The organism is Dysgonomonas sp. 216 (assembly GCF_010501065.1).
In the GTDB taxonomy this organism is placed as follows: Bacteria; Bacteroidota; Bacteroidia; order Bacteroidales; family Dysgonomonadaceae; genus QVMM01.
This window is the reverse complement of sequence record NZ_QVMM01000021.1, coordinates 1-15,281: the sequence shown is the minus strand read 5'-3', so window position 1 is coordinate 15,281 and position 15,281 is coordinate 1. Positions and strand designations below refer to the sequence as shown.

Below are 15,281 nucleotides of genomic sequence, written 5' to 3'. Positions count from 1 at the left end.
TTTATTGTCTTCCGCTTGTAGCAACTTCTCTGTTTATTTTCTTTGCCAAACCTTGAAGAACTGCACCCGGACCTAATTCGATAAACTCGTCGGCGCCGTCTGCAATCATGTGTTCAACCGACTGTGTCCATTTCACAGGAGCAGTTAATTGCGCTATAAGGTTTTGCTTAATAGTTGCAGGATTGGTTTCGGCAACAGTTGTCACATTCTGATAAACAGCACAAATAGGTGCACTAAACTGTGTTTCGTTAATAGCTTTCGCTAATTCTTCTTTAGCAGGGTTCATCAACGGAGAGTGGAAAGCACCACCTACACTAAGTTTTAAAGCACGTTTTGCTCCGGCTTCTTTCATTAGCTCAATCGCTTTATCTATACCTGCATTCGAACCCGAAATCACAATTTGCCCCGGACAGTTATAGTTAGCAGGCACAACAACCTCATCGGTAATAGAAGCACATATTTCTTCTACCTTTTCGTCGGGCAAACCTAGAACCGCAGCCATAGTAGACGGATTCAGTTCGCAAGCTTTTTGCATAGCCAATGCACGTTTGTACACTAATTGCAAGCCATCTTCGAACGACAGCGCGTTTGCTGCAACCAACGCCGAAAACTCGCCCAACGAGTGACCAGCTACCATATCGGGTTTAAACTCGCTACCCATTGTTTTAGCCAAAATTACCGAATGCAAGAAAATTGCAGGTTGGGTAACCTTTGTTTGACGCAAATCTTCGTCAGTTCCCGCAAACATAAGATCGGTTATGCGAAAACCAAGTATCTCGTTTGCTTTTTCGAACATTTCTTTAGCTACCTCAGATGTTTCGTACAAGTCTTTACCCATTCCTACGAATTGGGCACCTTGTCCCGGAAATACAAATGCTTTCATATTACTTTTTTGTTAATGTATTTGTACTTGATGTTCAGTTTTTATAGGCTGGCAAAGTTAATAAAAAACCTTTAATTCGCTTGTCGCATTTATTTATAGTTTTATTTTCATCCTTTTTGTTTATTCGCCTAAAAACTGTATTATTGTATATATTTATTCTTTAATTACCACAAAAACACAAAGAAGTATGCGTTATATCCCTATTTTGTTGATTTTTGTTATATTATTTTCGTCGTGTGGCACTACCTATTATTATGGGATGTTCGACTCGAACGACCCATATATAGAAAAAGACGCAAAAGAAAACTTTGTTGTAAACGGCGACGATGTAAAACTCACGTTTTCGTTCTCAGGCGAAGATGCTCAATCAGATATTACTGTCGAAAACAAAACCAACAGAAAGTTATATGTAAATTGGGAAAACTCGTGGCTATACATCGGCGATGGCGATAACAATAAGATAAAACTCTCGTCGTATATGAACAGTAAGGAAAGACAGATGGTATTGGACTCGGGAGCAATAAAAAAACAACACATTTTGGAATTTTCCAATCTCGGACTTGAGCTGATTGATTACAATAACGCAGACAGCCTTATGTTGAAAAAAAATAAGGTAGCAGCTACTCAATCAACATTATTTACAGAAGACGACACTCCCTTGTATATCAGGTATGTTATCGAAATGAGCTTCGACAAAAAAGGCGAAGAGCCATATATTTTCGAAGAAGACTTTTATATTTCGAAAGTTACCAAAGCACCCGGCATCAAACCTAAAAAAATAGCTTCGTTAAACCCGAAAGAGGGAAATACGTTCTACGTAAAAAAAGACAATAACCCAAAAATAAAGCAAACAGCATATATTGCATCTGTTTTAGGTGCTACAGTAGGCCTTGTTACCTTTCAAATAATATCGATACAGTCGGGTAATAGCTGGTGGTAAAACAGCAACACTCTGTTTTAATTTAAGGAATATCTCATATATAAATCGGAACTAATTATGCGCCATATTACTCTCATTGTTTTAATGTCTATTCTTCTATCGTCATGTCATTCGCTATATTATTATGCACAATTCGACACCAATAATCCTTATATTGAAAGAGATGAAAAAAACAACTTTGTTGTAACAGGTGGGCATGTAAAACTCACTTTCTCGTTTCATGGCAAAGACGCCCAATCGAAAATCATTATAGAGAATATCGGTAACGAAAATATATACATAAACTGGGAAGATTCGTGGATATACCAAAATGAAAGAAATTCGCAGTCGTACAAATATAGTTATTCGCACAGGTTAACAAACAATACAAATATAGAAAACAAGCTGACATTGATAGAACCGGGTGAAAAAACAACGCAGTATTTGCTAAAACTCAAAAATATACCTTTGCACAAAATAGATAATGAACTTTTTACGGAAGACAGCATTGCTTTCAAACACAAAGGAATGGCAAATGTAAAATCATCCTCTTTTAAAGAATATGACTCGCCTTTCAATCTTAAATATACTATAGCTGTAACAATAGGCGAGAATACTGAAAACACACATATGTTTGAAGGCGATTTTTTTATTGCGAATGTTTCGAAAGCAAATGATATTAACGCTAACCGCCTGGCTCCTTTTCATCAAAAAGACGGCAGTTTTTTTTACTACGAAGAAGAAATCAGCAATCCATTTAAAGAAAGCCTGGGCGACCTTATAACATTTGCGGGTAGCCTTATTATGATCTTAATAGCCTTGTATGCTTAATTTTGCTAGATAAACTGACATAACGGAAAACTACCGGCTAACAAAATCGTAATTTAATGACACCTAAAACTGTATAATCAGAAAAGATATGCTTATTGATTATCGTAATATTCTATTTTTCTGATTGTCACATTATCCAGTTCTCCCTCCGGTGTTGTACGCTTACGTATTATCCAATTATCATTATGGTCATATTCGTACTCAAACAACATTACAACAGGATCTGCGTCAAAATAAAGTTTAACACAACTAACATCTCCTTTATCATTATACTCATTACTTAGATGGGCAGTAGGATTCATTTCAAATATCACGCGTCCGTCTTCATCGTATTCCATCGAACAATACTCGATTTCCATGTTTTCGCCCATACATTTTTTTATCAGATTCCCTTTATCATCGTATACAAATGATTTTATATCCTCGATTGTATTATCATCATTGCTGATGACAGTTTTTGCCAACACCCCATTATCGGTATGCAAATAGGTAGTTTTCTCCTCTCCGGTACAACTTTCTATTAGTTTTCCTTCCTCATCATAGATAAAAGTTTGCTCCGCTGAACTGAAAAAAGACTCTCCGTCGATCTCCATTTCAGAAGAAGAACATCCATCCTCTGTGTCAGCAAGCTGTATACTTCTTTTTACCAACAGGCCTTTATCGTTGTACTCACAAATAACAGTTCCTAAACCATCCTTGTCAGACTTCAAAAGCATTCCTTGTTTGTTATATGAAAATATTTTATTGTCAGTATGTTTAGCCCAAACTACTTTTTCTTCGATGGAAGATACCTGCCCTTTTAAATTCTCTTTTTTAAGGTCTGTTACTTTTTTACAGTTGTCCGAAATCGAAGTTTCCTGAACATCATCTTTTAACTGTTTTTCCGTAGGGTTGCAAGAAGACAAACACCCTATTAATAATGAAATAATCAGAACCGGATAAATTAATGTTTTTAGTTTCATAAGTTATTATTCAGGTTAGATAAAGTTATTACATTGCCCGACTTAGCAAATATAAGAGATTTAGAATAGAAATATCAGTATGGGGAGAACTTATTATTAAAAAAATAAGATTATTTAAGCAACTCGCTCTCTCTGATTTGAATAGGTTAAAGACAACAAGTAAAATTCGCCCCCACTGTTATTGATAAAGTTTACCTTGGCGTTATTCATTACCCAAAGCTTCTTTTCTTGACTGGCTGGCATGGATAGTATAAAACTTGGCATCCGTTTTTAGGTCATGAAAACCAGCTTCGTCCGGCTCCACCACCTCCGAAGCGGCCTCCGCCACCTCCACCAAAGCCTCCGGAACTGCTACCACCTCCAAAACCACCACCCCGGGTTGGAAAAAACGGAGGAATCCATCCGCCACGCCCACCCGACGAGTCGCTGTCGTCGTCGTTTCGCCTGTTGTTTTTACTAATAATATATATAATCAGTATAAACAAAACAAGTGTGAATATCCACGAGAACACACTGTCTCCCTCTTGATAGTTGTCTTTATCTGCCTTAAACTCGCCCGAAAGCAATTTTATCATAACCTCGACGGTAGCCTTTGTTCCTCCGTAATAATCATTTTTTCTTAAATACGGAATCATGTAATTATCTAATATCTGACCGATGCGCCCATCTGTAAGAAATGGCTCCAGCCCATAACCCGTAGCAATAAAAACATTTCCTCGCGAATCGCTGGTTTTCGGTTTTATAAGTATTACAGCACCGTTGTCTTTTCCTTTTTGCCCTATACCCCATTTTTCGCCTAAGCGTGCTGCATAATCGGCAATATCATACCCTTCGAGGTCTGACAACGACACAACATAAATCTGGGTAGACGTAGTGTCGTTATAGCTTTCCAGCATCTGTTCCAACAGGTTTCGTTCGGCATCTGTGTATATCCGGGCAAAGTCGTTAACCAAACGGGGCGGAAACATTGGGTCGGGTATATTCTGTCCGTATATATTTATATGAACGAAAAAAAATAAAGCAAATATTAGGCCTGAGAACAGTTTCATAAATATACAACGAGTGCTACTCTTATTGATCCTATTTTTATTAAAATTCTATTTTGGGAGCCGTTTGGCTTCCTGCGTCGGCTTCGAAGTACGGTTTTTTATCAAAATCGAACCATCCGGCATATATATTACGCGGAAACTTACGTATATATTGATTGTAATCCCTTGTTATTTCGTTAAACTTGTTTCGCTCTACCGCAATACGGTTTTCGGTTCCAACTAAATCGTCCTGAAGTTTAAGAAAATTTTCGTTAGCCTTTAAATCGGGGTAAGCTTCACGAACAGCCATCAGCCTACTTAATGCCGAACTTAAATCGCCTTGTGCCGCCTGAAATTTCTTTAGGTTTTCTTCGGTCAACTGACTGGCATCGAGTTTTATTTCCGATACTTTAGCACGAGCCTCTGTTACTGCCGACAGTGTTTCTTTTTCGTGAGCAGCATATCCTTTCACGGTTGCCACAAGGTTGGGAACCAAATCGGCACGACGCTGATATGCATTCTGAACTTGTGCCCATTGCGAGTCAACAGCCTCTTGTTTTTCGACCATTGTATTGTACGAACAGCTCGACATAAAAACTGTAACTAAAACAGCTACAACTAATGTTATTTTCGATAATTTCATCTTTTCTTCTTTTTTTATTTTTAAATCATTAAATGCTCCTTTGTTTTTAAAACAATAAAAACAGGAATTTGTTTAAAAAATCGCGCAGCACTATCTGCAAAAAACAGGGCTACGAATAGCTATAAATATAAAGGATAAAAATCCCCTTCAAAATTTACTTTTATTTTAAGTATAAATTTGAAAGGGATCTGAATTTGATGAATAGTGTGTCTGTTGGTAGGTTTGAACTATTCTTCAAGCGAGTTTAGATTCTCGTCAACCAGTTCGATCTTTTTGACAATTACATCCAACTCGTTTTTAAGATTTTCCACACGGTGATTCATATCTTTCAGCAAACTGCCGCTACCTTTCGATACCGATAAAAATCCCATATTATTTTCGTAAGTCTGCAACTCGGCTTTTACCTTATTAAACTGATGCATCAACTTATCGCGTTCTTTATACAAAGCACCTTTAGGCCTGTCGGCTTTCGAAATATCCGTTACCGACGATTTATAACTTTGTAAACGTCGCTCACTTTTACTTATTTTCATTTTATCGAAGTAAACGTCCAGCGCAGCCTGATATTCTTTATAAATCTTGTCTTTTTCCTTAAACGGAACAAAACCTATCTGGTTCCATTTATTCATCAGTTCGCGAATCTGAGGCATTAATGCATCCGGTTCTAAACTGTTGTCTAATTCGGTTATTTGCTTAATTATATCTTTTTTAAGTTCCAGATTAGCAACCTCTTCCTCTTTCTGCGATGCCTGCGACTTATTCTTTTGTTCGAAAAAGTAATCGCACGCTCCAATAAATTCTTTCCACAATGCATCGGAATATTTACGCGGAACCGGACCTATCGTTTTCCATTCTTTCTGAATTGCAATAAGTTCGTTGGCTGCTTCTTTCCAATCTATGCTATCTTTCAAAGCGTTTGCTTTTTCGCACAAAGCTCTCTTTCGTTCCAGATTTTTTTCCATTCCATCTTTTTGATGACGGAAAAACTCGGCTTTTTTCTCAAAGAACGAATCGCATATCGAACGGAATTCTTCAAATATCTGAGTATTTACTTTACGAGGCACAAAACCTATAGTTTTCCACTTTTCTTGTAAGGCGATAACCTCTTTGGTTTTTTCGTCCCACTCTTTAGCGCTTGTTAATACTGCATAGTCTATAGCCTTAAGGGTATCTATTATAGCAGTCTTTTCGGCAAGGTTATTTTCTTCCTGCGATTTCAGATCGATAAAATGCTCCTGATAGTTTTTATTTATTGCAGTAGATGCAGCTTTAAACTTCTCCCATATTTCATCTCTCAGTTCTTTAGCCACAGGGCCTATTTCGCGCCACTGTTGATGAAAGTTTTGTAATTGATGGAATGCCGAAACAATATCGGGTTCATCTTTTAATCTTTCAACTGCCTCGCACAATGCAGTTTTCAGTTCCAGATTCTTTTTGAAATCATAATCACGCAACTCGTTGTTTATCTTCAACAAATCGTAAAATTTCTCGGTATAGATCTGGTACGAACGCCACAATTCTTTAACTTTACCTTGTGGTATATTTTTTATATCGCTCCATTGTTGTTGCAAATCTTTAAAATCCTTATAAAGTTTGCCAAAGTCGTCCGAACTTTCGGTCAGATCTTTTATTGCATCTATTATCTGCAATTTCTTTGCCAGATTTTCTTCCTTTGCTTTCTCGTCTTCCGCTATAATTCTAGCCCTTTTATCTTTTATTTTTCCTAGTATATCCTTAAATTCTTCTTCGATAGGACTAGCTTCTTGCACAAATTCTTCGGGCACACCTCCATTTTCGACAAAAGCAGCTTTAGCCGATTCTGTTTCGGCAGACCTCAACTTATAAAACACTTGCTTATAAGCATCGGTTACCGAGCGCGGCGGCATTTCATCGCCTTCCTGAATTTCTTTCAGTTTAGCTACAATTTCTTCTTTGGTCAAATCTTCGGTTACCGGCAATTGAATTTCTTTAGACGATTCGGGTTGCACATCATTATCTAAATTTGGCAACTCTGGAACAATATTCTCACTCATAACAGATACTAAATATTAAAAATAGGTCAATTATACATTTCCTAGCAAATTAACAAATTTTTTTTTGTATATCGGCATAGTCTCACTTTTTTTCTCATTTAAAAAGGATATTTTAATAATTATAAAATATAACTTTGCATTTACAGTTTTTTGAAAGCAAAATTATGAATGAATTGTTAATTATAGATAACCTGAAAAGCAGCTTCAGATACTTAGGCATTACAGTATCGGCTGTTTCGGCGGCTATATCGCTCGATATAACTATCCGCCAATTTGTGGCCGGCGTGTATAACTACATGTTTTTTGCAGCATTACTGCTTCTTATCCTATCGGTTATACTATTTTTATGTTTCGCTATATGGGATAAAAAAACTTTGCTGAAAATAAACAACATGCAACTTGTTTCGAATCTTCAGGGCGAAAAAAGCCTGAATATAGAATGGAACGAAATATCAGGAATAGGAATAGGCCTCAGCAGTTTGGTTTTCAACACCAAAGCAGCTAAAACCTACACCTTGGATATGGGAACCCTAAGGTATAACGACATTAAAGACATTAAAAGTAAAATTATAGAAATCTGCGAGTCGAAAAGTATCGAATTTTATAATATATAAATAGACTCTTTTTTAAGAGACGTAAGATATTCTTTAATTTATAGAAAAAACTTTTTACATTTGTGCATGCATTAGAAGCTATGCAAAAAAACGAATTATAAAACTATACTAACAATACATACAAAACTTAACTTAAAAAGAAAATGGCTAATAAAACTTCGTATTCATATCAAACAGAACTGTTGACGCGAATGAAAGAGCAATTGGAAACATTCAGGGAAGAACTATCTTCGGTTTCCAGAAAGTACAAAAATACTGTACAAAACCTACACGAAAATGAAGGCTTGATGGACGAGACTTACGACGAATATTACACCAATTACATGAAACCTACTATCGAAATAATAAACAGCATTATTGAGAGAATGGATTCGGAAGATTTAGTATTTGTCGAAAAAGAGCTTAACTTCTTAATAAGCAGATAAATAAAAAAACACCACAACATAATGAAAGAGCGGGACTTGCTCGAAAACATAAAAAACAATACAAAATCAGGGCTTGGAGATTTGACTGATGACGAATTGAAAAAATTGCTGCATACTACTATTGCGGCAATAGATACCGTTCTCGAAAAAGAAGATACTCTCGAAGTCGATGATTTTGGGACTTTCTCCAGAAGAAAGCAACACAATGTATCGGTTTCATTTTTCAAACCTTCGGATAAGCTTACAGAGCGGATAAACAGAAGAAGATGAATGACAAGAGGAATTTGTTTAATCTAATTGACATTGTTTCGGCTCAGACAAATACTGACCCGAAAATTGTCAGGCTATTTATAACCCAACTCTTTAGAGAAATCGAAAAAGAGCTGGTCGAATCTTCATATGTTCAAATAAACGGTCTTGGGATATTCAGGATAATAAAAAGTTCGACATCCGAAAAAATTCTCTTTTTGGGTAAATTCAGAAAAGACATTGAACTTGCCAAAGAAAAAGAGCGTATCGATCCTGATAAATATGCACTCATACCATTAGATGACAAGGAGGAAGTAAAAGAACCGGAAGCAGAAATACCCGGCATCGAAATAAACATAGATGAACAAATTTCGCCACCATCCGATTTTAACACAAGCGATTCGGAATCTGTATTGTTTATACCTATCGAAAACGAGAATAATGAGACAACAGACCCTATTGCAGAAGTAGAAGAAAAATATACTCAAGACGTAACTACTTCGTCAGAAGAAACCCAAACATTTGTTGCTAACGACAACAACGACGACGAGTATTACATAGACGACCCCACTGAAGAAAAGACAAACTGGAAAAGAAATTTCCTGTTGGTGCTTTCGACTATAATATGTGCCGTTGCGCTTTTATATTTATTATACCCGTCGGAACCAATAGTTATTGACGAAAAATTACCTTACACAGAAATTACAAACCCTGACACTATCAACATACTAAAGGTTATTAAAATAGAAGATAATACGAACTTCCTGTTTCTTTCGAAATATAATTACGGGCACGAAATATTTTGGTCGTACATATACAATGCAAACGAAAACGGAGAAGTTATTCCTTTAGATATAAAGAAAGGCACAATTATTAAAATACCAAAGATAGAGGATTCTCTTCTGGACTTTAACAACGAAGAAAATGTTGAGCGAATAAAATCGTTAAACGAGCTGATATTCGCCAAAATAAGAAGTTTCAGTAAGGAAAAAAGGTAAGTAACAAGTATGTAATTTCGAAAATAAACATGTCTAAAAAAAGAAGAAGCTCATCGTCGAGAAGAGGTGGCAAAAAATCAAAAAAGAATTTTATTGCGTTCCTTATTATAGTAGCTATAGCTGCAATCGGTTATTATTATATTACCGATCTGGAAACACAAGATGCTGCTACACAAGCCGGAATTGAACATAAAGAAGACTATATTTTATTAGAAAATAACGATTCGGCTAAATACAAAGCCCAAATTATTCTCAATAAAAAATTCAACATTTTGGATTTGTCCAAAATATTCTACAACAGCGATATATTTTGGCCATACATCATACAAGCCAACCCTACGTTAGAAAACCCTCTTAACATAGAGAAAAACACGCTGGTAAAAATACCCTGTGTTAAAGATTCGTTACTCGACACCGACAACGAACTGGTTGTTGAACAAATAAAATTGGTAGGCGACAGCATAATGAATGTTATTGCCGAAAAAAGAAAGCCTAAAGTTTACTCCGAGTAGGCAATAGCTTTAATACATTCTTCCAGCGAAAGCTGGCTTTGTTCTCCTGATATCATATTTTTTACCGATATCAGGTTATTTTCTATCTCGTTATCGCCAACTATCGCAACATAAGGAATGTTTTTGTTATTGGCATACGACATCTGCTTTTTCATCTTAGCGCCCGAATCGGGATATATTTCAACTGCAATTCCGGCTTTTCGTATTTGCGATACTAAGGGAAAAATATAATCCTCTTCTTTCGACCCGAAGTTCACGAATAATATTTGTGTGCTTTGTCCCTGACTTTTTGGATACAAGTCCAGTTGGTTCAACACATCAAATATGCGGTCGGCCCCAAAAGATATACCAACCCCCGATATATTGGGTAAGCCAAAAATACCCGTAAGATTATCGTAACGGCCACCTCCCGTAATGCTACCTATCTGAACATCCAATGCTTTTACTTCGATAATGGCACCCGTATAATAATTTAGCCCGCGAGCCAAAGTCAGATCTAAATCTAATTGAGTAGTTATATCGGCTAATTTAATTTTATTCAGAATAAAATCGAGTTCTTCTACGCCTTGCAAGCCAACTTCCGATGTGGCTAATGTAGAACGGAGGGTTTCCAATTTTGCATCGTTCTCCCCCTCCAATAATATAATAGGTTGAAGCATACTTACAGCCTCTTCAGATATACCTTTCGATAAAAGTTCTTCGTTTACTTTCTGCAAACCTATTTTATCCAGTTTATCTATCGCAACCGTTATATCGACTATTTTTTCGGGCTCACCAATAATTTCGGCAATTCCGCTCAATATTTTACGATTGTTTAGTTTTATGGCAACCCTTATTCCAAAACGTTTGAAAACCTCATCAATAATCTGTATAAGTTCAACTTCGTTTAGCAACGAATCGGAACCAACAATATCGGCATCGCACTGATAAAACTCCCTGTAACGCCCCTTCTGTGGACGATCGGCACGCCATACAGGCTGAATCTGGAAACGCTTGAACGGAAACGATATCTCGTTCTGATGCATTACCACATAGCGAGCAAACGGTACTGTAAGATCGTAACGAAGTCCTTTTTCACAAATTTTCGAAGCCATTTTCAAAGGATTCCGTTCGGCCATATCCTGTTCCGATATATCGGAAAGAAAATCACCCGAATTCAGAATCTTAAACAAAAGTTTATCGCCCTCGTCGCCATATTTACCCATCAGTGTCGACAAATTTTCCATCGCCGGAGTTTCAATCTGAGAAAAGCCGTAAAGTTTATACACATCTTTAATTGTATCGAATATGTAATTTCTTTTAGCCATTTCTACTGGTGAAAAATCTCTCGTTCCTTTGGGTATAGATGGTTTTTGCATAACTCTAAATTCGTCTAAGTATTGATTATTGAAATTATTTTCGGACGCAAAGTTAAATAAAAGATTGCACTTTTCCCTACCCTGTTCAATCAGAATAGTCGCACACAAAAAATAAAGTATAATCGCCCATAGTGTCTATACCAACATTTACCCAATTCACTGTATTTTTATTAGGTTTTGTAGCCAATATTTTCTGCCCGCGCTTATCATAGTCGGTAACTTCGAGTATCCGATATCTTTTATTCGGGCAATCAAACTCGTACAAAGCTATGTTATAACTAAAGTTTTCCCATTTTTTTATCTTTTCGTCAGCCTTTTTGTTGCCTTGTTTTTCAAAAACCTTCCTTATTTTGTTCACATATACCGCACGGCTATCATCCGTAGTATAAACATTCTTCACATAGGCATAATAAAGGCCGTTTTGCTGCCTGATATCGGTTGTATCTACAAAAACCTCCAGATCTTCTATAACAACTACATCCTGCCATCCATACTCGGTTTTACTTTGGCCTTGCTTCTGAACTGAGCAGGATGAAAGAAAAGCCAAACCAATCAAAAAAATAAAATATTTCATAATCTTCATTTGTTTCTGTTATTAACAAATAATAAATATTTGCATTATGTAAAGGTATATTTATATTTGCGAGAAATACTGAATAACATAATAAAAATATCATTAATGAAACGAATAACTGTGTTCTGTGGTTCAAATTCGGGAAGTAATCCTCTGTTTAAAACACAGGCCATTGATTTGGGAAAAGAGCTGGCTACAAGAAAAATGGAACTTGTATACGGAGGTGGAAAAACAGGCTTAATGGGTGCCGTGGCCGATGGCGCACTCGATAACGGAGGCAAAGTAACAGGCGTGTTGCCCGGTTTTATGAAAATAAAGGAACTTGAACATGAAGGAGTTACCGAAATTATAACGGTAGACACAATGCACCAACGAAAATCGATAATGTATAGCTTGGGCGATGCTATTATTGTATTGCCGGGAGGATTTGGCACTATGGACGAAATGTTCGAAGCCCTCACATGGGCACAACTGGCACTCCATTGCAAACCTGTGGCTTTGCTGAATACAGCCGGCTATTACAACAACCTGTTGAAATTTATCGACACAATGATAGACAACAGTTTTCTGAAAGAAGAATACAGAAACTTGTTTATTGTTGAATCCGAAATAGATAAATTATTCGACAAAATAACAAACTTTGTTCCCATCGATAACGAAAAGTGGTTTGAACTAAAAGTAAAATAAGCCTTTGGGCTTGTTGAAAAAGTATTTTGTACGGAAATAAATAAAAGAGTATCTTTGAAACTACATTAAGGCACCTGCCCTTAATGCCTACCTTGCAAAGGAAAAAGCAAGATATTACATTCAAAAAAAAACACCATTAAATACTTATAATTACCTAGATAAAAAGGATTTAATACATGACTTTAAAAGTTGGAGATAAAATACCAGCAGTGCTTGGTATAAATCAGGACGGAATTGAAATTAAGGCAAGCGACTATGCCGGCAAAAAATTAGTACTTTATTTTTACCCGAAAGACAGTACACCCGGTTGCACGGCAGAAGCGTGCAATTTCAGAGATAATTTTTACGAACTGCGCCACGCAGGATACGAAATTCTGGGTGTGAGTGTAGACAGCGAAAGTTCGCACAAAAAATTTATAGAGAAGCAAGAACTTCCATTTCCGCTAATTGCCGATACCGATAAAAAACTTGTCGAAACATTTGGGGTTTGGGCCGAAAAAACATTAGCAGGACGAAAATACATGGGAACCCTGCGCACAACTTTCCTTATAAACGAAGAAAGCGTTATCGAAAAAATAATTGGCCCGAAAGAGATTATGACCAAAGAGCATGCCGAACAAATATTAGACATGATTAAATAAATAACAACAACAAATAACAAACACAAATGGCCGAAGAAAAAGAAGAAAAAAAAGCTCCTAACGCAGAAAAGCTGAAAGCGCTTCAAGCTGCAATGGACAAAATAGAAAAGAGCTACGGAAAAGGCTCTATTATGAAAATGGGCAACGAAAAGCTGGAAGATATTCCTGTAATACCTTCGGGCTCGATAGGTCTGAATGCGGCGCTTGGTGTTGGCGGATACCCACGGGGGCGTATTATCGAAATATACGGGCCCGAATCGTCGGGTAAAACAACTTTGGCAATCCATGCCATAGCCGAAGCTCAAAAAGCAGGTGGCATAGCAGCATTTGTTGATGCAGAACATGCTTTCGACCGTTTTTACGCCGAAAAGTTAGGCGTAGATATCGAAAACCTTTACATATCTCAGCCCGATAGTGGCGAGCAGGCTCTCGAAATAGCAGAACAGTTGATCCGTTCGTCGGCTATCGACATTGTTGTTATCGACTCGGTTGCTGCACTTACCCCAAAAGCCGAACTCGAAGGCGATATGGGCGATTCTAAAATGGGACTTCAAGCCCGCCTAATGTCTCAGGCATTACGTAAACTTACGGCTGCTATAAATAAAACAAATACAACCTGTATATTTATCAACCAGCTACGCGACAAAATAGGCGTAATGTTCGGTAACCCCGAAACAACCACCGGAGGTAACGCTCTTAAATTCTACGCGTCGGTACGTCTCGATATCCGCCGTATAGGGCAATTAAAAGACGGAGATCAGGTTATGGGTAGCCAAACACGGGTAAAAGTTGTAAAAAATAAAGTTGCACCTCCCTTCCGTAAAGCCGAATTCGATATTATGTATGGCGAAGGTATTTCGCGTCCGGGCGAAATAATCGACCTCGGTTCCGAACTTGGAATAATAAAGAAAAGCGGTTCGTGGTACAGTTACAACGAAACTAAGCTGGGACAAGGACGTGAAGCTGCTAAAGATTGTGTAAAAGACAATCCCGAACTAGCCGAAGAACTGGAACAACTGATATTTGCAGCTCTTAAAGAGAAAAAATAACAAAACCAATTCATAATCGTAAAAAGACTACCCTATCCACAGGGTGGTCTTTTTTTTGTTTTCCAAAGAAATTTCGATGGTTTTATCTATTAGGAAAACACTAATATTTAAATTCTAACGATTATGGCAAAATATACCCCCGAAACAGTAGAAAAAATTTGCATCCTTATCTCCGAAGATTACCTGTCGATTGCTAACGTGTGCGATGCAGCAGAAATAAGCCGCGAAACGTTTTACGAATGGAAGAAAAACAAACCCGAATTTGCTCAGGCTGTTGAAGAAGCAATCGAAGAGCGTCAGGAACGCTTGTACCGTCTTGCACGAAATGCCATGCGCCGCAAAATGGAAGGCTATACCCAGAAAATAGTGAAAAAGAAATATGTCCCTTCCCCACTCGACCCCGAAGAGATGGAACTGAAAGAAATAATTGTAACCGAAAAACACTGTGAACCAAAAGCTTCGGACATTGCCCATATACTGAAAATGGAGCGTGAAGAACGTCGCGAAAAAGCCGAAAAGGAAGAAAAAGAGAACTCGCCAAGCCGTCGCCCCATCATTGTAGAAGTTGTAGACAAAGAAACCAAATGGGAGATGGAACAATTGCCCCGCCGCCTTAACGACCCCAACTACGTTTACCAGCCCATGCCCGACGATTACGAAGGGTAGTTTTATTGCTTGAAAAACGTTCTTTTAACTGCCGCTACTGCGCGTGATCGAAGATCACTTGCATTCCTTTTGCCCTATGCCGCAAAAGGAATCAAAAAGGCATTTTGCGGCTATACCTTCTTGGGGACAGCATTGCAGGCTTTGTCCGTCGAAGCTAAGGCCGCTCTCAGACAATGCTTCGCAAAAAGGACCGACCTCGCCGTATGTGC

18 protein-coding genes are annotated in these 15,281 nt (G+C 37.5%); 11 read left to right on the top strand and 7 right to left on the bottom strand.

What is annotated here, in order from left to right:
- Position 1 precedes the first annotated feature (1 nt).
- Entirely contained in the window at positions 2-883 is an 882-nt protein-coding gene (fabD, locus tag D0T53_RS11630; RefSeq protein ID WP_163268079.1) for an ACP S-malonyltransferase, read from the bottom strand.
- A 187-nt stretch (positions 884-1,070) separates the two neighbouring features.
- Between fabD and D0T53_RS11625 the strand changes: the two genes are divergently transcribed.
- Positions 1,071-1,823 (top strand): hypothetical protein, encoded by a 753-nt coding sequence (locus D0T53_RS11625; protein ID WP_163268077.1) that lies wholly within the window; start codon positions 1,071-1,073, stop codon positions 1,821-1,823.
- A 57-nt stretch (positions 1,824-1,880) separates the two neighbouring features.
- The gene (locus D0T53_RS11620; protein ID WP_163268075.1) at positions 1,881-2,633 is read left to right on the top strand and encodes a hypothetical protein; all 753 of its coding nucleotides are present in this window, start codon (positions 1,881-1,883) and stop codon (positions 2,631-2,633) included.
- A 92-nt stretch (positions 2,634-2,725) separates the two neighbouring features.
- Here the strand turns inward: D0T53_RS11620 and D0T53_RS11615 are convergent, their stop codons facing one another.
- The 4 genes from D0T53_RS11615 to D0T53_RS11600 all read right to left on the bottom strand — a co-directional run bounded on the left by D0T53_RS11615 (position 2,726) and on the right by D0T53_RS11600 (position 7,299).
- Positions 2,726-3,595 (bottom strand): hypothetical protein, encoded by an 870-nt coding sequence (locus D0T53_RS11615; RefSeq protein ID WP_163268073.1) that lies wholly within the window; start codon positions 3,593-3,595, stop codon positions 2,726-2,728.
- A 275-nt stretch (positions 3,596-3,870) separates the two neighbouring features.
- Positions 3,871-4,644, bottom strand: a complete 774-nt coding sequence (locus tag D0T53_RS11610) for a YgcG family protein (protein WP_163268071.1) — start codon at positions 4,642-4,644, stop codon at positions 3,871-3,873.
- A gap of 40 nt (positions 4,645-4,684) precedes the next feature.
- The gene (locus tag D0T53_RS11605) at positions 4,685-5,266 is read right to left on the bottom strand and encodes a LemA family protein (RefSeq protein ID WP_163268069.1); all 582 of its coding nucleotides are present in this window, start codon (positions 5,264-5,266) and stop codon (positions 4,685-4,687) included.
- Between the two features lie 227 nt (positions 5,267-5,493).
- Positions 5,494-7,299 carry a DUF349 domain-containing protein gene (locus D0T53_RS11600; protein WP_163268067.1) on the bottom strand — a complete coding sequence of 602 codons (1,806 nt, stop codon included), beginning with the start codon at positions 7,297-7,299 and terminating at the stop codon, positions 5,494-5,496.
- 164 nt (positions 7,300-7,463) lie between these two features.
- On the opposite strand from D0T53_RS11600, the gene D0T53_RS11595 reads away from it, so the two are divergent.
- The 5 genes from D0T53_RS11595 to D0T53_RS11575 all read left to right on the top strand — a co-directional run bounded on the left by D0T53_RS11595 (position 7,464) and on the right by D0T53_RS11575 (position 10,097).
- Positions 7,464-7,913 (top strand): hypothetical protein, encoded by a 450-nt coding sequence (locus D0T53_RS11595; RefSeq protein WP_163268065.1) that lies wholly within the window; start codon positions 7,464-7,466, stop codon positions 7,911-7,913.
- A 143-nt stretch (positions 7,914-8,056) separates the two neighbouring features.
- Positions 8,057-8,338: a hypothetical protein gene (locus D0T53_RS11590; protein ID WP_163268063.1), complete on the top strand. Its 282-nt coding sequence runs from the start codon at positions 8,057-8,059 to the stop codon at positions 8,336-8,338.
- A gap of 21 nt (positions 8,339-8,359) precedes the next feature.
- On the top strand, positions 8,360-8,608 hold the full coding sequence (locus tag D0T53_RS11585; RefSeq protein WP_163268061.1) for an HU family DNA-binding protein: 249 nt from the start codon (positions 8,360-8,362) through the stop codon (positions 8,606-8,608).
- Complete coding sequence (locus tag D0T53_RS11580) at positions 8,605-9,585, top strand: hypothetical protein (RefSeq protein WP_163268059.1); 981 nt, start codon at positions 8,605-8,607, stop codon at positions 9,583-9,585. Before D0T53_RS11585 ends, D0T53_RS11580 begins: the two co-directional genes overlap by 4 nt.
- A gap of 29 nt (positions 9,586-9,614) precedes the next feature.
- Positions 9,615-10,097 (top strand): hypothetical protein, encoded by a 483-nt coding sequence (locus tag D0T53_RS11575; RefSeq protein WP_163268057.1) that lies wholly within the window; start codon positions 9,615-9,617, stop codon positions 10,095-10,097.
- Here the strand turns inward: D0T53_RS11575 and hisS are convergent.
- Positions 10,085-11,455, bottom strand: coding sequence for a histidine--tRNA ligase (hisS, locus tag D0T53_RS11570; RefSeq protein WP_163268055.1), 1,371 nt, complete (start codon positions 11,453-11,455; stop codon positions 10,085-10,087). The two genes, D0T53_RS11575 and hisS, sit on opposite strands and share 13 nt — an antisense overlap.
- 85 nt (positions 11,456-11,540) lie before the next feature.
- Positions 11,541-12,029, bottom strand: coding sequence for a surface-adhesin E family protein (locus tag D0T53_RS11565; RefSeq protein WP_163268053.1), 489 nt, complete (start codon positions 12,027-12,029; stop codon positions 11,541-11,543).
- Between the two features lie 105 nt (positions 12,030-12,134).
- On the opposite strand from D0T53_RS11565, the gene D0T53_RS11560 reads away from it, so the two are divergent.
- The 4 genes from D0T53_RS11560 (at position 12,135) to D0T53_RS11545 (ending at position 15,072) form a co-directional block, all read left to right on the top strand.
- On the top strand, positions 12,135-12,716 hold the full coding sequence (locus D0T53_RS11560; RefSeq protein WP_163268051.1) for a TIGR00730 family Rossman fold protein: 582 nt from the start codon (positions 12,135-12,137) through the stop codon (positions 12,714-12,716).
- Between the two features lie 176 nt (positions 12,717-12,892).
- A complete protein-coding gene (bcp, locus tag D0T53_RS11555) occupies positions 12,893-13,357 on the top strand; it encodes a thioredoxin-dependent thiol peroxidase (protein WP_163268049.1) in 465 nt (154 codons plus the stop codon).
- A 26-nt stretch (positions 13,358-13,383) separates the two neighbouring features.
- Complete coding sequence (gene recA / locus D0T53_RS11550; RefSeq protein ID WP_163268047.1) at positions 13,384-14,406, top strand: recombinase RecA; 1,023 nt, start codon at positions 13,384-13,386, stop codon at positions 14,404-14,406.
- Between the two features lie 123 nt (positions 14,407-14,529).
- Positions 14,530-15,072, top strand: a complete 543-nt coding sequence (locus D0T53_RS11545; RefSeq protein ID WP_163268045.1) for a phBC6A51 family helix-turn-helix protein — start codon at positions 14,530-14,532, stop codon at positions 15,070-15,072.
- The last annotated feature ends 209 nt before the right edge of the window (positions 15,073-15,281 follow it).

What these genes read in the sequence shown, in the direction of transcription:
- D0T53_RS11620 (WP_163268075.1), top strand. Translation starts at nt 1,881, where the DNA reads ATGCGCCATATTACTCTCATTGTTTTAATGTCTATTCTTCTATCGTCA.
- D0T53_RS11590 (WP_163268063.1), top strand. Translation starts at nt 8,057, where the DNA reads ATGGCTAATAAAACTTCGTATTCATATCAAACAGAACTGTTGACGCGA.
- D0T53_RS11585 (WP_163268061.1), top strand. Translation starts at nt 8,360, where the DNA reads ATGAAAGAGCGGGACTTGCTCGAAAACATAAAAAACAATACAAAATCA.
- D0T53_RS11615 (WP_163268073.1), bottom strand. Translation starts at nt 3,595, where the DNA reads ATGAAACTAAAAACATTAATTTATCCGGTTCTGATTATTTCATTATTA.
- D0T53_RS11560 (WP_163268051.1), top strand. Translation starts at nt 12,135, where the DNA reads ATGAAACGAATAACTGTGTTCTGTGGTTCAAATTCGGGAAGTAATCCT.
- D0T53_RS11600 (WP_163268067.1), bottom strand. Translation starts at nt 7,299, where the DNA reads ATGAGTGAGAATATTGTTCCAGAGTTGCCAAATTTAGATAATGATGTG.
- D0T53_RS11580 (WP_163268059.1), top strand. Translation starts at nt 8,605, where the DNA reads ATGAATGACAAGAGGAATTTGTTTAATCTAATTGACATTGTTTCGGCT.
- D0T53_RS11595 (WP_163268065.1), top strand. Translation starts at nt 7,464, where the DNA reads ATGAATGAATTGTTAATTATAGATAACCTGAAAAGCAGCTTCAGATAC.
- D0T53_RS11610 (WP_163268071.1), bottom strand. Translation starts at nt 4,644, where the DNA reads ATGAAACTGTTCTCAGGCCTAATATTTGCTTTATTTTTTTTCGTTCAT.
- recA (WP_163268047.1), top strand. Translation starts at nt 13,384, where the DNA reads ATGGCCGAAGAAAAAGAAGAAAAAAAAGCTCCTAACGCAGAAAAGCTG.
- D0T53_RS11605 (WP_163268069.1), bottom strand. Translation starts at nt 5,266, where the DNA reads ATGAAATTATCGAAAATAACATTAGTTGTAGCTGTTTTAGTTACAGTT.
- D0T53_RS11545 (WP_163268045.1), top strand. Translation starts at nt 14,530, where the DNA reads ATGGCAAAATATACCCCCGAAACAGTAGAAAAAATTTGCATCCTTATC.
- D0T53_RS11575 (WP_163268057.1), top strand. Translation starts at nt 9,615, where the DNA reads ATGTCTAAAAAAAGAAGAAGCTCATCGTCGAGAAGAGGTGGCAAAAAA.
- hisS (WP_163268055.1), bottom strand. Translation starts at nt 11,455, where the DNA reads ATGCAAAAACCATCTATACCCAAAGGAACGAGAGATTTTTCACCAGTA.
- D0T53_RS11565 (WP_163268053.1), bottom strand. Translation starts at nt 12,029, where the DNA reads ATGAAATATTTTATTTTTTTGATTGGTTTGGCTTTTCTTTCATCCTGC.
- fabD (WP_163268079.1), bottom strand. Translation starts at nt 883, where the DNA reads ATGAAAGCATTTGTATTTCCGGGACAAGGTGCCCAATTCGTAGGAATG.
- D0T53_RS11625 (WP_163268077.1), top strand. Translation starts at nt 1,071, where the DNA reads ATGCGTTATATCCCTATTTTGTTGATTTTTGTTATATTATTTTCGTCG.
- bcp (WP_163268049.1), top strand. Translation starts at nt 12,893, where the DNA reads ATGACTTTAAAAGTTGGAGATAAAATACCAGCAGTGCTTGGTATAAAT.